This window comes from Candidatus Profftella armatura, assembly GCF_000441555.1.
Lineage (GTDB): Bacteria > Pseudomonadota > Gammaproteobacteria > Burkholderiales > Burkholderiaceae > Profftella > Profftella armatura.
This window is the reverse complement of record NC_021885.1, coordinates 181,124-201,652: the sequence shown is the minus strand read 5'-3', so window position 1 is coordinate 201,652 and position 20,529 is coordinate 181,124. Positions and strand designations below refer to the sequence as shown.

The 20,529-nt window shown below is 23.2% G+C and carries 16 protein-coding genes and 2 tRNA genes; 7 read left to right on the top strand and 11 right to left on the bottom strand.

Annotation, left to right across the window (positions count from 1 at the left end; translation table 11 throughout):
- Positions 1-24: 24 nt before the first annotated feature.
- The gene (gene grxD, locus SSDC_RS00875) at positions 25-339 is read left to right on the top strand and encodes a Grx4 family monothiol glutaredoxin (protein WP_020915436.1); all 315 of its coding nucleotides are present in this window, start codon (positions 25-27) and stop codon (positions 337-339) included.
- Between the two features lie 413 nt (positions 340-752).
- Here grxD and ligA read toward each other — a convergent pair whose 3' ends face one another.
- Positions 753-2,816: an NAD-dependent DNA ligase LigA gene (gene ligA, locus SSDC_RS00870; protein ID WP_020915435.1), complete on the bottom strand. Its 2,064-nt coding sequence runs from the start codon at positions 2,814-2,816 to the stop codon at positions 753-755.
- Between the two features lie 252 nt (positions 2,817-3,068).
- Between ligA and dksA the strand changes: the two genes are divergently transcribed.
- From dksA to hslU, 3 genes are all read left to right on the top strand, one after another.
- Positions 3,069-3,473, top strand: coding sequence for an RNA polymerase-binding protein DksA (dksA, locus tag SSDC_RS00865; protein WP_041193090.1), 405 nt, complete (start codon positions 3,069-3,071; stop codon positions 3,471-3,473).
- Positions 3,474-3,671: 198 nt separating this feature from the next.
- Complete coding sequence (gene hslV / locus SSDC_RS00860) at positions 3,672-4,208, top strand: ATP-dependent protease subunit HslV (protein ID WP_020915433.1); 537 nt, start codon at positions 3,672-3,674, stop codon at positions 4,206-4,208.
- 38 nt (positions 4,209-4,246) lie between these two features.
- Complete coding sequence (gene hslU, locus SSDC_RS00855) at positions 4,247-5,575, top strand: ATP-dependent protease ATPase subunit HslU (protein WP_020915432.1); 1,329 nt, start codon at positions 4,247-4,249, stop codon at positions 5,573-5,575.
- On the opposite strand, the gene SSDC_RS00850 is transcribed toward hslU, so the two are convergent.
- The 5 genes from SSDC_RS00850 to murJ all read right to left on the bottom strand — a co-directional run bounded on the left by SSDC_RS00850 (position 5,576) and on the right by murJ (position 10,171).
- Entirely contained in the window at positions 5,576-6,439 is an 864-nt protein-coding gene (locus SSDC_RS00850) for a Nif3-like dinuclear metal center hexameric protein (RefSeq protein WP_020915431.1), read from the bottom strand.
- Positions 6,440-6,691: an HIT domain-containing protein gene (locus SSDC_RS00845; RefSeq protein ID WP_020915430.1), complete on the bottom strand. Its 252-nt coding sequence runs from the start codon at positions 6,689-6,691 to the stop codon at positions 6,440-6,442.
- 4 nt (positions 6,692-6,695) lie between these two features.
- Positions 6,696-7,529 (bottom strand): methyltransferase domain-containing protein, encoded by an 834-nt coding sequence (locus tag SSDC_RS00840; protein WP_020915429.1) that lies wholly within the window; start codon positions 7,527-7,529, stop codon positions 6,696-6,698.
- A gap of 78 nt (positions 7,530-7,607) precedes the next feature.
- On the bottom strand, positions 7,608-8,549 hold the full coding sequence (gene rsmH, locus SSDC_RS00835) for a 16S rRNA (cytosine(1402)-N(4))-methyltransferase RsmH (RefSeq protein ID WP_020915428.1): 942 nt from the start codon (positions 8,547-8,549) through the stop codon (positions 7,608-7,610).
- A 65-nt stretch (positions 8,550-8,614) separates the two neighbouring features.
- Positions 8,615-10,171, bottom strand: coding sequence for a murein biosynthesis integral membrane protein MurJ (murJ, locus tag SSDC_RS00830; protein WP_020915427.1), 1,557 nt, complete (start codon positions 10,169-10,171; stop codon positions 8,615-8,617).
- A gap of 230 nt (positions 10,172-10,401) precedes the next feature.
- On the opposite strand from murJ, the gene rpsT reads away from it, so the two are divergent.
- On the top strand, positions 10,402-10,674 hold the full coding sequence (gene rpsT, locus SSDC_RS00825; protein ID WP_020915426.1) for a 30S ribosomal protein S20: 273 nt from the start codon (positions 10,402-10,404) through the stop codon (positions 10,672-10,674).
- A gap of 73 nt (positions 10,675-10,747) precedes the next feature.
- Here rpsT and SSDC_RS00820 read toward each other — a convergent pair.
- Positions 10,748-10,820: transfer RNA gene (locus tag SSDC_RS00820), tRNA-Arg, on the bottom strand.
- Positions 10,821-11,019: 199 nt separating this feature from the next.
- On the opposite strand from SSDC_RS00820, the gene htpG reads away from it, so the two are divergent.
- Together htpG and SSDC_RS00810 are read left to right on the top strand one after the other, a co-directional pair.
- Positions 11,020-12,948, top strand: coding sequence for a molecular chaperone HtpG (htpG, locus tag SSDC_RS00815; RefSeq protein ID WP_020915425.1), 1,929 nt, complete (start codon positions 11,020-11,022; stop codon positions 12,946-12,948).
- A 371-nt stretch (positions 12,949-13,319) separates the two neighbouring features.
- On the top strand, positions 13,320-14,228 hold the full coding sequence (locus tag SSDC_RS00810; protein WP_020915424.1) for an ABC transporter permease: 909 nt from the start codon (positions 13,320-13,322) through the stop codon (positions 14,226-14,228).
- Between the two features lie 719 nt (positions 14,229-14,947).
- Here SSDC_RS00810 and mnmA read toward each other — a convergent pair.
- The 4 genes from mnmA to gltX form a co-directional block, all read right to left on the bottom strand.
- Positions 14,948-16,051: a tRNA 2-thiouridine(34) synthase MnmA gene (mnmA, locus tag SSDC_RS00805; RefSeq protein ID WP_020915423.1), complete on the bottom strand. Its 1,104-nt coding sequence runs from the start codon at positions 16,049-16,051 to the stop codon at positions 14,948-14,950.
- A 71-nt stretch (positions 16,052-16,122) separates the two neighbouring features.
- Positions 16,123-18,642, bottom strand: coding sequence for a preprotein translocase subunit SecA (gene secA, locus SSDC_RS00800; protein WP_020915422.1), 2,520 nt, complete (start codon positions 18,640-18,642; stop codon positions 16,123-16,125).
- Positions 18,643-18,736: 94 nt separating this feature from the next.
- A tRNA-Glu gene (locus tag SSDC_RS00795) sits at positions 18,737-18,809 on the bottom strand.
- 100 nt (positions 18,810-18,909) lie between these two features.
- Positions 18,910-20,340, bottom strand: a complete 1,431-nt coding sequence (gene gltX / locus SSDC_RS00790) for a glutamate--tRNA ligase (RefSeq protein ID WP_020915421.1) — start codon at positions 20,338-20,340, stop codon at positions 18,910-18,912.
- Between the last annotated feature and the right edge of the window lie 189 nt (positions 20,341-20,529).

Genomic DNA, 20,529 nt, shown 5'->3' with positions numbered 1-20,529 from the left:
AATAATAATATTTAAAAGGTTTTTATGAGAAAAATACAAAAATTAATAAAAAAAATAATCACAACCAACAGAGTTACATTATTTATGAAGGGAACTGAAAAATCTCCTCAATGCGGTTTTTCTGAACATGCAATTCACTTATTAAAAATAAATAAATTTAATGATTTTGTTATTATTAATGTATTAGAAAATTTAGAAATACGCGAAGGAATTAAAAAATATTCTAATTGGCCAACTATACCCCAATTATATATTAATGAAAAATTTATTGGGGGGTCTGATATTATGAATGAAATGCATATATCTGGAGAATTAAAAAAATTATTATTTTTAAATTAATGTAAATTTTTTAGATACTGAATATGAATATTATCAATTAATTGAATTTTATTATTAATTCTTTTTTATTTTTTTTTGCAATAATAAAAAATATTTTTATATAACTAATTTTGAAAATGATATATTTTTTTCTTTTTGATAAATTTAAGTATTTTATCTAAAATTTATTTAATTACATTTTATATATTGTATCAAGTACAATATTGCATATTAAATCCAAGTGAAATTAATTAATACAAATATGCAGTTATTAATACAAATTAATAATTAATTGATCTTGGAATTATATTTTTATATGTTCTAGTGATTTTATTTTTAATATTTAAAATTTTTTTCTATTTTATAAATTTTTTTTAAATGAGATTTAATTCAATTATTATTATTGTAATTAATATTAGAAATATTTCTTTTAGTTATATTTTGGTTTCTGTAGAAAATCCTTTAACTATTTTTACAAAATTTTTCTCATCTAATATCTTAATATTAAGTTTTATAGCTTTTTCAAGTTTTTTTCCAGGTTTTTGACCTTTTACAAGGTAATTTGTATTTTTTGATATAAAATTAACAACTTTCCCCCCTAAATTTTCTATCAATATTATAGCTTCATTACGTTTAAACGCATACAAAGATCCAGTAAAAACAAAAATTTTTTCTTTTAAATAATTTTTATTACCTTTAGTATTAGGATTGTTTAACCAATATATACCGACATCACGTAATTGAGAAATTAATAAACGATGTAATGGTTGATTTATAAATTTAATAAATGCTTTCACTGTAGTTGATCCAATTTTCGGAATATTTAATAATTGTTCTTCAGTAGCTTTAAACATACATTCTAAATTCTTAAAATAATTAGCCAATTCTTTTGCTGTAGTTTCTCCCACGTGACGAATTCCTAATGCATAAATAAACCGAGAAAATGTGGTTAATTTTGATTTTTGTATTGCTAATAAAATATTATTTGCTAATTTATTGGATACACGATCTAATCTTAACAGATTTTTAAAATTAATCTTATATAAATCTACAGCCGTAACAACAATATTAGCGTTAACTAATTTTTCAATCATTTTTTTTCCTAAACCAATAATATTCATTGCTTTTCTAGATGAAAAATGTTGTAATCCAGCTTTGCGTTGAGCAATACATTCAATCCAACTACCACTACATCTTGCAATTAAATTAGATTCTATATAAATAATTTTTGAATTACATATCGGGCAAATATTTGGTATTTTGAATATTTTAGAATCATTAGGACGAAGACTTAAAATAGATGATGTAATTTTAGGTATAACATTACCAGATCGGTGCACAACAACAGTATCACCAATTTGAATATTTTTACGATATATCTCTGATTCATTATGTAAAGTTGCTCGAGTTATAGTAATTCCGTCAATTAATACCGGTTTAAGTAAAGCTACTGGCGTAATAATTCCAGTTCTTCCTATTTGAATATTTATTGCTTTAATTTTAGTTAAAGCCTCTTTAGATAAGAATTTATAAGCTAATGCAAAACGAGGTGCTCGTGATGTAAATCCAAGTTTTTTTTGTGTAGATAAACAGTTTATTTTATAAACCACTCCGTCTATTTCATATGGTAAATTAAAGCGTTTAATGTTTATTTTTTTATAAAATTCAATAAGTTTATTAACACCTGATAATACAGAATATTCACCGCATATTGATAATCCAATTTTTTGATACCAATTTAGTAATTCAGAATGAGAAGACGGCATATTCATTCCTCTTAACTCCCCAACTCCATGCGCAAAAAAATGTAATATTTTATTTTTATTAATTTTTGGATTCAATTGACGTAAAATACCAGCTGCTGCATTTCTAGGATTAGTAAATTTTTTTAAACCTAAATGATATCGATATTTATTTAATTTTATAAAATCTTTTTTATAAATTAATACTTCACATCTTACTTCTAATAATTCTGGCGGATATTTTATATTTAATACTAATGGAATTTTATGTATGATATGAATATTAGTTGTTATATTTTCGCCAATATTACCATCCCCTCGTGTAGAAGCTTGTTTTAAATAACCATATTCATAACGTAAATTAACTGCAATACCATCAAATTTAAGTTCTGCTATATATTCAATATTTTTAGTTAATTTTAATTCATTAGTAATGCGTTTATTAAAAATTATAACATCTTCATCTGAAAAACCGTTATCCAAAGACATCATTTTAAATGTATGATGTACATATTTTGAATTCTCCCCACCTACTAATCCAACATGTTGTGTTAATGAATCTTTTGTTAATAATTCTGGGTATTTTTCTTCTATTTTTTTTAATTCAAAAAGTAGTTGATCATATTTATTATCAGATATAATTGGATTATCATATAAATAATATGCTATATTATGACGATGTAATTCTTTTTTTAATTCAGTAACACGAAAAGATAATTTTGAAAAATTTATTTTTTTTTTAACATGAAAACTCATTTTAGAATAAAATTGTAAGTTTATTAAAAAGATTATTATAATACTTTATACTTTTTAAAATATTATATTTTTAAAATTTATCTATTATCATTTTAGTTGTATGTTATTTAGATGAAAAGTAATTTTATATAATTTTATATTTATAAAAAATTTTTATAAATTAATTTATAGTCTATTTTTTTAACTTAAGAATAAAACAAAGTGACTAAATTTACCTTTATTACCACAGAAAATACAAAAAGCACAAAAAAAATATTGACAGAAGAGCAAATTTTAAATATGAGCGAAAAAGATTATATGAATGAAGAACAGCTTGCTTTTTTTAAATTTCGCTTAAAAAAACTTGAAAATGATTTACTTAAAAATATAGTAAAAACTACAGAATATTTACGTGAAACTATTTTAGTTCCTGATCCAGCGGATCGCGCAACTATTGAAGAAGAAAATACACTAGAATTACGTGCTCGTGATCGAGAAAGAAAATTATTAATAAAAATACAACAATCAATTATAAATATTGATAAAAAAGAATATGGTTGGTGTAAGGATACAGGAGAACCAATTGGTATACTCCGTTTATTAGCTAAACCTATGGCCACTTTATCATTAGAAGCTCAACAAAGGCATGAATTAAAAAAAAAGTTATATAATGATTAAATATTTTAATTTTTTTTAGATACACATCTTTTATAAAAATTACTTTTCTAAATAAAAAGTAATTAGTATAATAAATCATAATTTTATAAAAAATTATAATTTTTTAAAATTTTAGAATTAAATTTTATAAATTAAAATTTTATATTATAAAATTTTAATTAAAAATATTTTATATAAATAAACCTTAAGGATAGTGGTATGGAAAAATTTCAAGGTACTACCATTCTTTCTGTAAGACGGGGAAATAAAGTTTCTCTTGGAGGAGATGGGCAAGTAACATTCGGCAATGTTATTATGAAAAATTCCGCAAAAAAAGTAAGAAAATTATATCAAAATCAAGTTCTCGCTGGAATTGCCGGGAGTACTGCGGATGCTTTTACATTACTTGATTTTTTTGAGGCAAATTTAGAAAAACATCAAGGTAATCTAATGCGCGCTTCAGTTGAACTAGCTAAAGAATGGCGAAATGATCGCACTCTTCGTCGTTTAGAAGCTATGTTATTAACAGCAAATCGTGAAACTACGTTAATTATTACAGGTAATGGGGATGTATTAGAACCTGAAAATGGTATTGGAGCCATTGGTTCTGGGGGCATTTTTGCGCAATCAGCCGCAAAAGCACTTCAAGAAAATACTGAATTAATGCCAGATGAAATTATTAAAAAATCATTGGTAATTGCTGGTAATTTATGCATATATACTAATCAGTCACATATTATAGAAAAATTATATTAAATTTTACATATTGAATTTTAAATAAAAATAATAATATTATGAACATGACCCCGAAAGAAATTGTTTCTGAACTTGATAAATACGTAATTGGTCAAAATCGCGCGAAAAGAGCAGTAGCAATTGCATTACGTAATCGTTGGAGACGTCAACAAATTACTGGGCCATTGCAACAAGAAATTACGCCTAAAAATATTTTAATGATTGGTCCTACTGGAGTTGGGAAAACAGAAATTGCGCGTAGATTAGCAAAATTATCTAATGCACCATTTATTAAAATTGAAGCAACTAAATTTACTGAGGTTGGTTATGTGGGTCGTGATGTAGATACCATTATTCGTGATTTAATAGATATTAGTATTAAACAAACCAGAGAATTTGAAATAAATAAGGTTCGAACTCGTGCTGAAGATGCAGCAGAAGATCGTGTGATTGATATTTTAGTACCATCTAAAGAAAAATCTAATTTAGACACAGATTTTAATAATGAAAATAATAATATTTCTACACGACAAATTTTTCGAAAACGTTTACGAGAAGGCGCCTTAGATAATAAAGAAATTGAAATTGAGTTAAATGATACAGGACCTCACATGGAAATTATGTCTCCACCTGGGATGGAGGAAATGACCGCTCAAATAAAAACTATGTTTTCTGTAATAGGAAATCATAGAAAAAAAACTCGTAAAATAAAAATACGAGAAGCTATAAAACTTTTAATTGATGAAGAAGCTAATAAATTATTAAATGAAGACGAAATACAACAAAAAGCAATTAATAATGTTGAACAAAATGGAATAATTTTTTTAGATGAAATTGATAAAATAACAACTCGTTCTTCTCAAAACAATAATACTGATATTTCTAGAGCGGGCGTGCAACGTGATTTACTTCCATTAGTTGAAGGAACAACAGTAAACACTAAATATGGAATAATTAAAACAGATCATATTCTTTTTATTGCTTCTGGTGCATTTCATTTAGCAAAACCTTCTGATTTAATTCCTGAATTACAAGGACGATTTCCAATTAGAGTTGAATTAGATTCTTTATCCATATCAGATTTTACTCGTATTATGACATCAACAAACGTTTGTTTAACGAAACAATATGAAGCACTTTTAGCTACTGAAGGAATAAAAATTGAATTTGTTGACGATGGTATTCAAAGGCTCGCTGAAATTGCTTATTGTATTAATGAAAGGACTGAAAATATAGGTGCACGTCGATTATATACAGCTATGGAAAAATTATTAGAAGAAGTTTCATTTAATAGTAATAATATATCATTATTAGTTGATGCGGATTATGTTAATTCCCGATTAGGAGATTTATCTATAAATGAAGATTTGTCACGGTATGTATTATAACTAAATTATGTTATCAATATCGATAAAATAATGATTTATTTTAAATTTTTTTTCTAAATATTCCCCCAAAGCTTTAATACCATATCTTTCTGTTGCGTGGTGTCCAGCGGCAAAATAGGCCACACCACTTTCACGAGAAATATATACAGTTGATTCTGAAATTTCTCCGCTAATATAAGCAGTAACTCCTTCATTAATTGCATCTGTTAATAAATTTTGTGCCGCCCCAGTGCACCATCCAATTTCATATATTTTTTTATTTAAATCTCCAATAACTATTGGTTTTTTTCCTATTTTTCTTGTAATATGATGAAATAAATCTTTTATAGTTATAATTTTTTTAAAATTATAACGTTTTAAATTTATAATTTTTCCTATCCATCCTATATTATTTTTAGAAAATCTTCTTGTACAAGAAAAATTTAATATTTTTGCTAATTGTGCATTATTTCCTAATTTAGGATGCATATCTAATGGTAAATGATAAGCATATAAGTTTATTTTATTTATTATTAATTGCTCTAATCTTTTTTTTTTTATACCAACAATGTTAGAATTTTCTCCCTTCCAAAAATATCCATGATGTACTAAAATTGCATCTGCATTCATATCAACTGCTGTTTTGATTAAATCTAGGCTTGCTGTTACTCCAGTAACAATAACATTTATATTTGATCTACCTTCAACTTGTAAACCATTTGGACAATAATCTTCATATTTTTTAATATTTAATTTTTTTTCTAAAAATTTAGTTAATATATCTCTATTTATCATTTTAAATCTACTTAATACATGAAAATATAAATAATATATCTCTTGCCAAGCATTCGACCCAGTATTGTAAATAACTTTATAACCACCCACTTAATTCCCATTAGAAGAAATTTTATACCCAAATCCATATTTATTTGCCATATCTGAAACTAAAAGAATTATTTTCACAAGTAACATAATATGTTTATTATTACAATTCGTTAATTTTTCTATATGTTCTTTTGGGATAATTAATAAATGCATTGGTTCTACTGAATAAATATCTTTAATCATTTTTATTTCTTTATCTTCATATAAAGAAATAGAGGAAATATGATTTTGAACTATTTTATAAAAATGCAATTTTTTATAAAAATATTTTTTTTATTTTTTTTGGTTTAAAAGCATGAATAAATATTACTTCGTATGTTAATGAAATTTTTTTATTTAAATTTAAATATTTTATTAATAATTTTTTAATAATTTTATGATAAAAATTTTTTGAAAAAAAGTTTTTATTATATATTTTAAACAAATCCCCCCCTAATGATTGAATATCTATTAACATTTTTTGAGGAGAAGTATAAGTAACTACAATTTTTTCTATATCAATAACAAGGTCTATAAAACCTATGTCTATAAGAATATTTCCTAAATTATATATATCTACTAATGGTAATAATGGTGATATATTATATTTTAATTTTTCTTTTAAAAGAATAGAATTTAACTCTTTTAATGTATTTAAACCAAAACAAGAAAATATAATTAAACCATTATTTTTTGTTACCCGAAACCATTCATAAAAAATTTTTTTTAATTGAAGATTCCAGAATATAGATAAATTGCACCAAATAACATTAAAAATGTTAGAATAAAATGGTAATTTTAAAAAATTTCCGGAAACTAAATAAATATTAAAAAATGAATGATATAGTAATTTTTTAAACATTAAGTTATTAATAATATTTTTTTTAGATAATTTTAACATTTGTATACATTGATCTAATCCTATGATATTAGAATCTACAAAACGTTTTTTTAGTAAAAAAATATCAAATCCCTCTCCACAACCAGCATCCAAAATATTTTTTGGGTTTAATTTGATTAAATTTAATTTTTCGTGCATTCTTAATGCAATTTCACGTCTTAAAAATAATGATTTAGAACATATTTTTAATTGCTTAAATAATTTATACATAATCAATTTAATATAATAATTCTATTATTAAATTTAAAGTATTAATTGTTAAAAACATAATCAATTTTAATTATTTTATTAGGATATTTTTTCAAAAACTCTCATAATCGCAGATCGAGAACTAAAATTTTTTTTAATATCAATATTACTTGGTTTGCAGCGCGCCAAAAATTTCATTTTTGGTTCAAATAAATAATTATAGATAGGTAAACGACGATCTATATGAGGAATTTTAGTATTAAAATTTATAAAATTTTTAACAATTCTATCCTCTAAAGAATGAAAACTAATTACTACAATTCTTCCTTTTATATTTAATTTTTTAAACCCTATTTTTAATGCTATTGAAAGATTTTTCAGTTCTTGATTAATATAAATTCGTATAGCCTGAAATGTTCTGGTCGCTGGATTTTTGTATCTTTTATTTCCTCTAATAGATTTTAATATAATTTCAACTAATTGTTTTGTTCTTGTAATAGGAGTAATAGATCGATAATGAACAATTTCTTTTGCAATTTTTTTAGCAAATCGTTCTTCTCCATAATCTTGTATTACTTTTTTAATATTAAATTCTGTTGCGTTAGCTAACCATTTTGAGGCCGATATACCCCTCGTAATATCCATTCTCATATCTAATGGTCCATCTAATAAGAAACTAAATCCGCGTAATTCATTATTAATTTGATTAGATGAAATACCTAAATCAAATAATATTCCATCTATTTTTTTAATATTATATTTTTTTAAAATTATATCTAATTCAGTAAAACAATTATGTATAATTGAAAAACGAGAATCAGTAATTTTATTTCCTAAAGAAACTGATTCTGTATCTTTATCAATAGCAATTAAACGTCCTTTTTTTCCTAATCGCTCAAGAATTTTACAAGAATGCCCCCCTTGTCCAAATGTTGCATCTATGTAAATTCCATTGATACGTTCATTTTCAATATTTAACCAATTTATCGCTTCATTTAAAAAAACTGTTTTGTGTTGTTGGTTTTTTATTTTTTGTATCATTTAAATTTATAAGCTTTAAAAGTATGATTATTATTGATTTAATAAAATTTTTTAAAAAATTTAATTTAAATTAAATTTTTAGAATATTTAAACTCTTTAAAACGAAATCCCATAATTCTTAAAGCAAGAAAATAAGTTATTCCACAAAACAAAAGAATCAATAATAAAGCTACAATTCTAAATATAGGATGAGCTTGCATTCCTAGCCAATTAAAATAAGAATTTCCCCATAATGCAACTATTACTAATAATAATAAAGCTATTACCAATCTTATAAAAAAAACACCCCATCCAGCACATGGAATATATATGCGTTTATGACGTAAATACCAATAAAGAAAGCTGGCATGTAAACATGCTCCTAATCCTATTGATAAAGCTAATCCTGAATGAGCAAAAATTGGAACTAGTAAATAATTTATTAATTGAATAATAATTAATATACTAATCATAGTTATAATAGGAATTTTAATTTCTTGTATAGCATAAAAACATGGAGTTAATATTTTAACCATTACTAAGCCAATTAAACCAATACCATATGCTATTAATGCATTACTAGTCATAATTACTGATTCAGCATTAAATTTTCCGTAATGGAATATAGTGGCTGTTAAAGCCAATGATAATGTTATCAAAATAATAGCGCATGGCGCAGCTAATAAAAAAGTTAATCGTAAACTCCAATCTAAAATTGCAGAATATTCTTCTGTATTATTTTCAATTCTAGCCTTTGAAAGATTAGGTAACAAAATAGTATTAAACGTTACACCAAGCAAAGTAGTTGGAAATTCCATTAAACGATCTGCATATGATAAGCAAGAAAGACTTCCCTCCCTCATTTGAGAAGCAATATTAGTATTAAGCATTAAACTAATTTGTGCGGCAAATACAGAAAATACTGATGGACCCATTTTCTTTAATATACGACGTACAGCAATATTTTTAAATCCATGACTTGGGTTTAATTTAATATGAGGGAACATTCCAATTTTAATTAATGAAGGAATTTGTATGATAATTTGTAATGCGCCACCTAATACAACGGCAAATGCCATAAAATAAATTGATTGTTTTATAAAAAAAGATATTAATAATAAAATGGAAATACATGAAATATTTAATAATATAGGTGTAAAAGCTGGTATTTTAAATTGAGACCAAATGTTAAGAATACTACTTGCTAATGTTATAAATGCCATAAAACCAACATATGGAAACATTATTCTTGTTAATGAAACGGTAATGTTAAATATTTTATAGTTATCAATAAAACCTGTTGCAACTAAATAAACAATAATTGGAGCCATAATAATACCAAATACACAAATAAAAAACATAAACCAAATTAGTACAGTAGCAACATGATCAATTAGTTTTTTAGTAGCGATATTACCTCTTTTATTTTTATATTCAGTTAAAATTGGTACAAATGCTTGTGAAAATGCACCTTCAGCAAATAATCTACGTAATAAATTTGGAATACGAAAAGCTATATTAAAAGCATCAGTATATATTGATGCACCAAATACGCGAGCAAATAATATTTCACGAAATAATCCCGTAATACGAGAAAATAATGTTATACTAGATATGGTAATAAAGGTTTTATGTAAACTCATATAAATCCTATTAAATATAATTATAATTTCTAACCTATTAAATATAATTATAATTTCTAATTTAAATTAATTAAAATATATTTTATTATAAATAAAATAATTTTTAAATTATATTAACATATTTAATGATTATTCTTTTTAAAAACAAAAAATTGCATATTAATAATTTTATAATTATTTGATATATAATTTTGTAATTTTTTATTTTTTAATATTTTATTAGGATAATTATGGCAAATACCTCACAAGCAAAAAAACGTGTACGTCAATCAATAAAAAAAAATATTCATAATTCTAGTCAACGCTCTTCTTATCGAACTGCCATAAAAAATGTACGAAAATCTATTGAAAGCGGAAATAAAGAAATTATATTAATTTCTTATAAAAAAGCAATATCAAAAATTGATATTGTTGCTAACAAAAAAATAATTCATAGAAATAAAGCGGCTCGTCAAAAAAGAAAATTATATAAAGTTATTAAAGAATTAAATTTTATTTCTTAAAAATTTATCCTTACATAAATTTTAGTAATTATTTTTTTATTTTAAACAAAAATATATTTTAATTTAAATTTAATGCCCACGATACGAATCGAACGTATGACGCATCCCTTAGGAGAGGATTGCTCTATCCACTGAGCTACGCAGGCTTAAAAAAGTTTTATTAATTTTATCATTAATAAATATTTTTGAAAAGTATGATAAAAATTTTGATAAGATTTAATATCTTTAAATAATTTTTTTTTTATAAATAGAATTAAATTTATTTTTTTTAAAAAATAATATATATTTTAAAAATAGTTTTAAAAATTTAATAAACAATAAATTTTATTTTTTCGGGAATAAAAAATGAAAAATTCTGAACCAGAGTCAATTATAAAAAAAAAACAAACCTTGGGATTTCAAGCGGAAGTAAAACAATTACTTCAATTAATGATTCATTCCCTATACTCTAATAAAGAAATTTTTTTACGAGAATTAATTTCTAATGCGTCAGATGCGCTAGATAAACTTCGTTTTGAGTTAATTAATAATAAGTTTATATCAACTGATAATTCTGATTTAGAAATTATTATTACTTTTGATAAAGATAATAGAACCATTAATATTTCCGATAACGGAATTGGAATGAATCGTAATGATATAATTACTAATCTGGGAACTATTGCAAAATCAGGTACACAAGAGTTTTTTTCAAAATTATCTGGCGATCAAAAAAAAGATGCTTCTTTAATTGGTCAATTCGGAGTAGGATTTTATTCAGCTTTTATTGTTGCTAAAAAAATTATAGTAAAAAGCCGTCATGTTAATAGTCCTATTACAGAAGGGGTACTTTGGGAATCTGAGGGCTCTGGAAATTTTACCATAGAAACTATAAACAAAACAAACAGAGGAACTGATATTACTCTTTATTTACGATCAAAAGAAGAAGAATATTTATCTTCATGGAAATTAAAATCAATTATTAGAAAATATTCAGATCATATTTCATTTCCAATAAAAATGTATAAAGAAACTTGGGATGAAGAAAAAAAAGAAACTGTTATTAGTAATAATGAATTTGAGGTGATTAATCAAGCTAGTGCTTTATGGGCTAGAGGAAAATCTGAAATTACAGATGAACAATACATAGAATTTTATAAACATATATCACATGATTTTGAGAAACCTTTAATTTATACCCATAATCATGTTGAAGGTCGTAATGAATATATACAATTATTATATATTCCAAGTCGAGCTCCGTATGATTTATGGGATAGAAATAAACGTAATGGTATTAAATTATATGTTAAACGTGTATTTATTATGGACGATGCCGAGCAATTATTACCAACTTATTTGCGTTTTGTAAAAGGTGTAATAGATTCTAATAATTTACCATTAAATGTATCACGAGAAATTTTGCAAGAATCACGTGATGTTAAAGTTATTCGAGAAGGTTCTACTAAACGTATATTAAATATTTTAGAAGATTTATCAACTAGTAATGATAAAGAAAAAATAATAAAATATGCCAATTTTTGGAAAGAATTTGGGCAAGTAATTAAAGAAGGTATTGGAGAAGATAATAATAATAAAGAACGAATATCTAAACTTTTGAGATTTGCATCAACAAATAATGATAGTGATATTCAAAATGTTTCTTTGATGGATTATATAAAACGAATGAAAGAAGGACAAAATAAAATATATTATATTACAGGAGAAAATTATAAATCTGTAAAAAATAGTCCACATTTAGAAATATTTCAAAAAAAATCTATTGAAGTATTATTACTAACAGATCGTGTTGATGAATGGATGTTATCATTTATACCAAAATTTGAAAATAAAGAATTAGTATCAATTGCAAAAGGCAATCTTGATCTTGGAAATTTAGAAAATGAATCAGATAAAAAACAACAAAAAGAAACCGAAACTAAGTTTCAAAATCTTATTGAAGAAATGAAAAAAATATTATCTGAAAAAGCTAAAGATGTACGCGTTACATATCGTTTAACTGACTCTCCAGCATGTTTAGTTGTAGATGAAAATGAACCTTCTGGAAATATGATTCGTATGTTAAAAGCCGCTGGTCAAGAAACTCCTAATTCAAAACCAATTTTAGAAATTAATCCTAACCATGCTTTAATACAACGTATTCAATTAAATAATGATAATATTCATAATTGGTCTCATATTTTATTTGATCAAGCTTTATTAGCTGAAAATGGTGTTTTAAATGATCCAATGAATTTTGTAAAAAGACTTAATGAAATGTTATTAATAAAATAATTACGTTATCTATAATATACTATTAATATAAGGCGCTTAATAAGCAGCGCCTTATTAAATCATTACTATTTTTTATAGTATATTTATTATTATTAATAAAAATATAAAAAATTTGATTATCAAATTAAATAATTAAATACAAAATTGTAATGTTTAATTAATATATTTTTAATAAAATATTATATTTTTATATTTTTTATTATTATATATAATAATTTCAATTTTATTGATATGAAATATTAATTAATTCTAATAATTATTTCATTTTTAATGTTTATTTCATTAATATTTGTTATAATAAATTTATTAGATTGTATAATTTATATTAAATTTATTGTATTATTGATCCTTTGTCCGCTTACTAAAAAGTCATGACTAATAAAATTACTTCTGCTGTTGATAATGTTTCTGATTTAAATGTGTCGTTACAATATTTTATTAATATTTTTTTTAAGAGTAAAATAGCCATAGTTAGTTGTATTATTTTAACTTTTATTATATTTATGGCGTTATTAGCACCAATTTTTTCACCACAAAACCCATATGATATTAAAAATTTAGAAATTATAGATTCGTTCTCAAGACCTGGAAAAATTTCATTTAATGGTAATATAATTTATTTATTAGGCACAGATTATCAAGGTCGAGATATTTTATCTTTAATTTTATTTGGTATTCGTATTTCTTTAATGATTAGCTTAAGTAGTACTTGTATTGCATTAACTATTGGATTAATTTTAGGATTAATATCTGGTTATTTAGAAGGTTGGGTTAAGATAATTCTTATGCGTATAACGAATATACAATTAGCATTTCCAGCTATTTTAATTGCATTAATTTTACTTTCTTTATTTGGTGGAGGTATAGATAAATTAATTATTGCTTTAGTAATAACTCAATGGACTTATTATGCACGTAGTATTAATACTATTTTAACTAAAAAAAAGAAAGAATACATAGAAAAAGCAAAATCTCTTAATTTATCAGTATTACGAATAATATGTTTTCATATTTTACCTAATTGTATTTCTCCATTGATAATTATTGCTACTTTACAATTTTTTTCAGCTATTTCTTTGGAAGCTATTTTATCATTTCTTGGTTTAGGAGTTGAAATTACTAAACCATCATTAGGTTTATTAACAGCTAATAGTTTTCAATATTTTTTATCCGGTTATTATTGGATGAGTTTTTATCCTGGTATTGTATTACTGACAATAATAACTTCTATTAATTTAATTACATATAGGTTACGAAATATACTTAATAATTGTCTTTAAAATTTATAATATTAAAAATATTGTATTAATTATTGGGATTTGTGAAAAATATTTTTATAATAATTTTATTAAAACAGTAAATAAAATATATTTTATATTAAAATTTTAGCAAATTATGGATTTAATTGGAGGATATAGATCCAGTTAATCCATAACTAAATACTTTTTAATAATATTTGTTAATTATAAAAATAAAATAATAGTAAATAAAATTTTTTTTTAAAAAAATAAAAATCTACTTAATTTATTTGAGAAATATATTTTTTCTTAAAAATCTTATAGAAATTATATTTTTCAATATATAACTATTATTTTTAATTTAAGTACCTAAAATAGGTATTTAAATAATTTAATCAATATTAATTTATAATAACTTTTATAAAAATAAAATTATATATTCAAATATAAACTTATTAAAATTTATAATAAATTATTTACTTTTTATTTTTTTAATATGCATGTCTGTTACAGTATATAATTTCTAATTTAGCAAAAGTTAATATCATGTATTTCTTTTAATATTGAACAATATATACTGTTATTTATAATAATATTATTATTTTAAGTATATAAATTTAAATTATTATTTAATATATCTCTTTATTATATACACATACTTTATATATAATATAAAGAATAATAACTTATTTATATCACTTATTTTACCGAAAAACAATTATTAAAAAATAATAAAAATTTTTATGCATATCACAATTTTTTTAACAAGATTTTTTAATAATTCCTCCTCCAATACAAATATTGTTATCATATAACACAACAGATTGACCAGGAGTAATTGCCCATTGAGGTATATTAAATTTTAAAATAAAACTATTTTTTTTAAAATTTTTATATAACAAACAATTAGTATCTTTATGGTTATATCGAATTTTAGCATTTAATGGAAAATTATTTTGAGGCTCTTTAGATATCCAAGTAATTTTTTCCGCTAATAAAATAGAGCTAAATAAATAAGGATGATTACGATCTTGTAGTACATACAAAGTATTATTAATAATATCTTTATGTACAACATACCAAGGTTTACTTATTCCAAAATTATTTTGATAAGATTTAATGCCTCCTAATCCAATCCCTTTTCTTTGTCCTATAGTATAAAAACATAATCCAATGTGTTTTCCAATAATTTTTCCATCTATTGTTTTAATTGGGCCTGGTTGATAATTTATATATCTACTTAACCAATTTCTAAAAAATTTTTCACCAATAAAACAAATTCCAAAAGAATCTTTTTTCATTGCATTAGATAATTTTAAATTTATAGCTATTTTTCTTACATGACTTTTTTTAATTTTTCCTAATGGAAATAAAGTATGTGCTAATTGATTTTGATTTAAACGATACAAAAAATAACTTTGATCTTTGCTAAGATCAAATGCTTTTAATAATTGAAATTGACCATTATTATTTTTTTTTATTTGAGCGTAGTGCCCAGTTGCAATTAAATCAGCATCTAAATAACGTATTGCATAATCTAAGAAAACTTTAAATTTTATTTCTGAGTTACAAAATATATCTGGATTTGGGGTTCTACCGGATTTATATTCATATAAAAAATTAGAAAAAACACGTTTTTTATATTCTGATGAAAAATTAACTATTTCAATATCTATTCCAATTATATCTGCGGCACTAACTGCATCAATCCAATCTTGACGTGAAGTACAATTTATTGAATCATTATCTTCCCAATTCTTCATAAATAAACCAATAACTTTGTATCCTTGTTCTTTTAATAACCAAGAAGAAACAGAAGAATCAACTCCACCAGACATACCCACAACAACTTTTTTTTTGAACATGTTTAAGTTTAATTTAAATTACAAAATTATTTTTATGATTAAGTATTAAAAATAACTATAATTTATTCTTATTATAAAATAGTCATTATTTTTTTAATTGCTTCATACTTAATTAAATTAAGCATTTTATGAAATAACTTAAAAGCTTCTCTTTTATATTCTCTTTTCGGATCCTTTTGAGCATAACTTCTTAAATTAATTCCTTGACGTAATTGATCTAAAGATAATAAATGTTCTATCCAATACTTATCAATAGATTGCAAAATAATATTACGCTCAAAATTTAAAAATTTTTTATTATTTAAAATTTTAATTTTATTTTCATATTTTTTATCAAAAGTATATAAAATTTTTATAAAAAAATCTTTTATTGTATATTTTTTTTTAAAAAAAATTTTAAATGAGATATCTAATTTAAATTCCTTTTTAAGTATTAATTCTAAACCAATAATATCCCATTCTTTATCTGATTTTTTCAATGAAATATACTTAGAAAATAATCTTATTAGGACATCATAACGTAATATTTTTATTATTTCTGATATATTTTTTGATTCAAGCAATTTATTTCTTTCTTGACAAATAATTTTACGTTGATTGTTATAAATATCGTCATATTCTAATAATTGTTTTCGAATATCAAAATTTCGTAATTCTATTTTTCGTTGCGCAGATTCAATTGAATATGATGCTAAATTAGATTCAATAGATTTTCCTTTTGGAATCTTTAATTTTTCCATAACAATTTTTATTTGATCACTAGAAAAAAATTTCAATAAAGAATCATCCAAAGAAAGATAAAATCTAGATGATCCAGGGTCTCCTTGTCTTCCGGATCGTCCTCGTAGTTGATTATCTATTCTTCGTGATTCATGACGTTCTGTACCAATAATATGAAGTCCTCCAGAAGAAATTACCTTATCATGTAATAACATCCATTCATTTTTTAATTTTTTAATTTTATTTTTTTTTTTAACCTCAGAAGAAATATTTTTTTTAATATCTTTAATATAACTATCTATATTTCCACCTAATATGATATCAGTTCCTCTTCCTGCCATATTAGTGGCAATAGTAATCATTTTAGGATGACCTGCTTGTGCAATGATCTGCGCTTCAAGTTTATGTTGTTTTGCGTTTAAAACGCTATGAGGTAAATTATTTTTTTTTAATATATTTGAAAGTAATTCAGAATTTTCTATTGATGTTGTTCCTACTAATACTGGTTGTTCTTTGATATAGCAATTTTTTATATCCATCAATATAGCTTGATATTTTTCTTCCATAGTTTTATATATTTTATCTTGTAAATCCTTTCTTTTATTAATTTTATTGGGTGGAACAGTAATTGTCTCTAATTTATAAATTTCTTGAAATTCATATGCCTCTGTTTCAGCAGTTCCTGTCATGCCAGATATTTTTTTATACATACGAAAATAATTTTGAAATGTAATTGAAGCTAGTGTTTGAGTTTCGTTTTGAATTTCAAGATTTTCTTTAGCCTCAAGAGCTTGATGTAAACCTTCTGCCCAACGGCGTGTCTTCATTAATCTGCCAGTAAATTCATCAACAATTATAATTTTATTATTTTTTATTATATAGTGCTTATTTTTATGATATAAAACATGCGCACGCAATGCTGCATATATATGATAAATAAGAAAAGAATTTTTAGAATCATATAATGATTTATTTTTATTTAACAAACCCATTTTAATTAAAATATTTTCATATTTTTCATAACCATTTTCAGTTAAAAAAACTTGATTTGTTTCATAATCTATAATATAATCACCAGTATTTTTCTTAGTATATTTGATATTTTTTTTGATATTTTTTGTATCAATTTCTGGTACTAATAATTTTGGAATAGGATTTATTATTTTGTAAAAATATTGGGCATTGTTTTTAATTTCTCCAGAAATAATTAAAGGAGTCCTAGCCTCATCAATTAAAATTGAATCTATTTCATCTAAAATAACGAAATTTAATTTTCTTTGTACGCGATCATTTGAATTAAATACCATATTATCGCGTAAATAGTCAAATCCAAATTCATTGTTTGTTCCATATGTAATATCTGCTTCATAAGATTTTTTTTTTAAGCTATGTGATATTTCTGATGAATTAACACCAATACTTAATCCTAACCAATTATATAAAACACTCATCCATTCCGCATCTCTTTTAGCTAGATAATCGCTAATTGTAACTATGTGTACACCTTGACCAGACAAGGAATTCAAATAAGCAGCTAAAGTTGCTACTAATGTTTTACCTTCACCCGTTTGCATTTCAGATATATTTCCATAATGTAATGCAATTCCACCAATTAGTTGTACATCAAAATGACGCATCTTTAAAATACGTTTACTAGCTTCTCTACATACTGAAAATGCTTTCGGAAGAATAGAGTCTAATGTTTCTCCAGAATGTATAGATTGTTTTAGTTTTGATGTTTGATTTTGTAATTCCTCATCAGAAAGCTTCTGCATTACTGATTCTAATTCATTAATTTTTTGCACTATTTTTTGATATTTTTTAAGAAGTCTTTGATTACGACTACCAAAAATTTTAGTCAAAAATGACATTCCTAAATTCCAAAGATTTTAAAAATAAATTTTTTAAATAAATATTTAATTTTAATAAAAATATTTTATAGTTTTGTATTTTTATATTTTAAATTGTCCCCAAGGGGATTTGAACCCCTGTACTCACCGTGAAAGAGTGATGTCCTGGTCCTCTAGACGATGGGGACATTATTTTATAAAAATATTTTACATGATAATTTATAAAAAATAAAATTTGATAGAATTATTTTTTTAAAAATCATATAAAAATATTTTAACATTTATTTATTAAATATGTAAGTTTTTATTAGTATTGTTTAAATTTTTAATAGCATTTTTAATCCGATCTAATACTATATTACGATTAAATAAAGATAAAATTAAATCAATAGAAGGTGTTTGTAATTTATTTAATAGAATAATTCTTAATGGCATTGCCAGTTGCGGCATATTTAATTTAAATTTTTCTAATATCTTTTTTAAAGTTATATTTAGTATCTGTTTTTCCCATATAATATTAGAAAATTGTAATACACATTCCATTAATGCTAATTTTATGATATCTGTTATATATTTTTTTAATAATTCAATATGTAATTTAGGAGCAGAATAAAATATTATTATTATATCCGATAATTCTGTTAATGTGTTTACTCGATTTTTAAATAAAGATATTATTTTTAATACATTTAAGGTATTATATTCTATATTTTTTTTTTTTATAATTGGTTGAATAAGATTAAGAAGTTTTTTATCATCATAAGACTTAATATAAAAATTATTTAACCATTCCAATTTTTTTAAATTAAATTGTGCTGGAGATTTTGATAAATATTTACAATCATTAAACCAATAGCAAAATTGTTTTATTGAAAATATTTCTTCATTTCCATGACTCCATCCCAATCTAGCTAAATAATTTAAAATCGCTTCAGGCAAAAACCCCTTTTTTTTATAATACATTATATCAGTAGCTTCTTTTCTTTTTGAAATTTTCACTTTATTTGAGTCAATAACCATTGGTAAATGACCATAAAATGGTAATGTAACTCCTAATGCTTTTAATATATTAATTTGACGTGGTGTATTATTAATATGATCATCTCCTCTAATTACATGAGTGATTTTCATATCCCAATCATCAATTGCAGCACAAAAATTATAAGTTGGTATACCATCTGCTCTAACAATTACTAAATCATCTAATTCTTTATTAGAAATAGTAATTTTACCTTTAATGAGATCATTCCAAGTAATATTACCGTATAGAGGATTTTTAAATCGTATTACAGGTTTACGATTAATAGGAATAGATGGTAAAATTTTACCTGGTTCCGGTCTCCAAATTCTATTATAACGAGGTTTTTCTCCAAAAGATCTTTGTTTTTTACGAAATGATTCTATCTCTTCTACAGAAGAATAACAATAATATGCATAATCATTGGATAATAAATAATTGATAATTTCAAAATAGCGATTTATGCGTTTAGTTTGATAAAATGGTCCTTCATCATAATTTAACCCTAACCATTTCATACCATCAATTATTGTTTGTGTTGCACTTAATGTAGAGCGATTGATATCTGTATCTTCAATTCTTAATATAAAAATTCCATTAAAATGTCGAGCGTATGCCCAAGAAAATAAAGCAGTTCTTATTCCCCCAATATGCAGATTTCCAGTTGGACTAGGGGCAAAACGAGTACGAACAATAGTCATATGAAAGTAATTTTTAAAAATTAATAAAAATATTTTTTTTAAAAAATAATTTTAATAAGTATTAAATTTTTTAATAAAAATATGTTCAATATAATAAATAAATATTAATGAATGATTTTGCAAAAATTTTATAAAAATAAAATTTTATTTTTATTTATATTTCAACTTATATTTTTAGTTCATTATTTA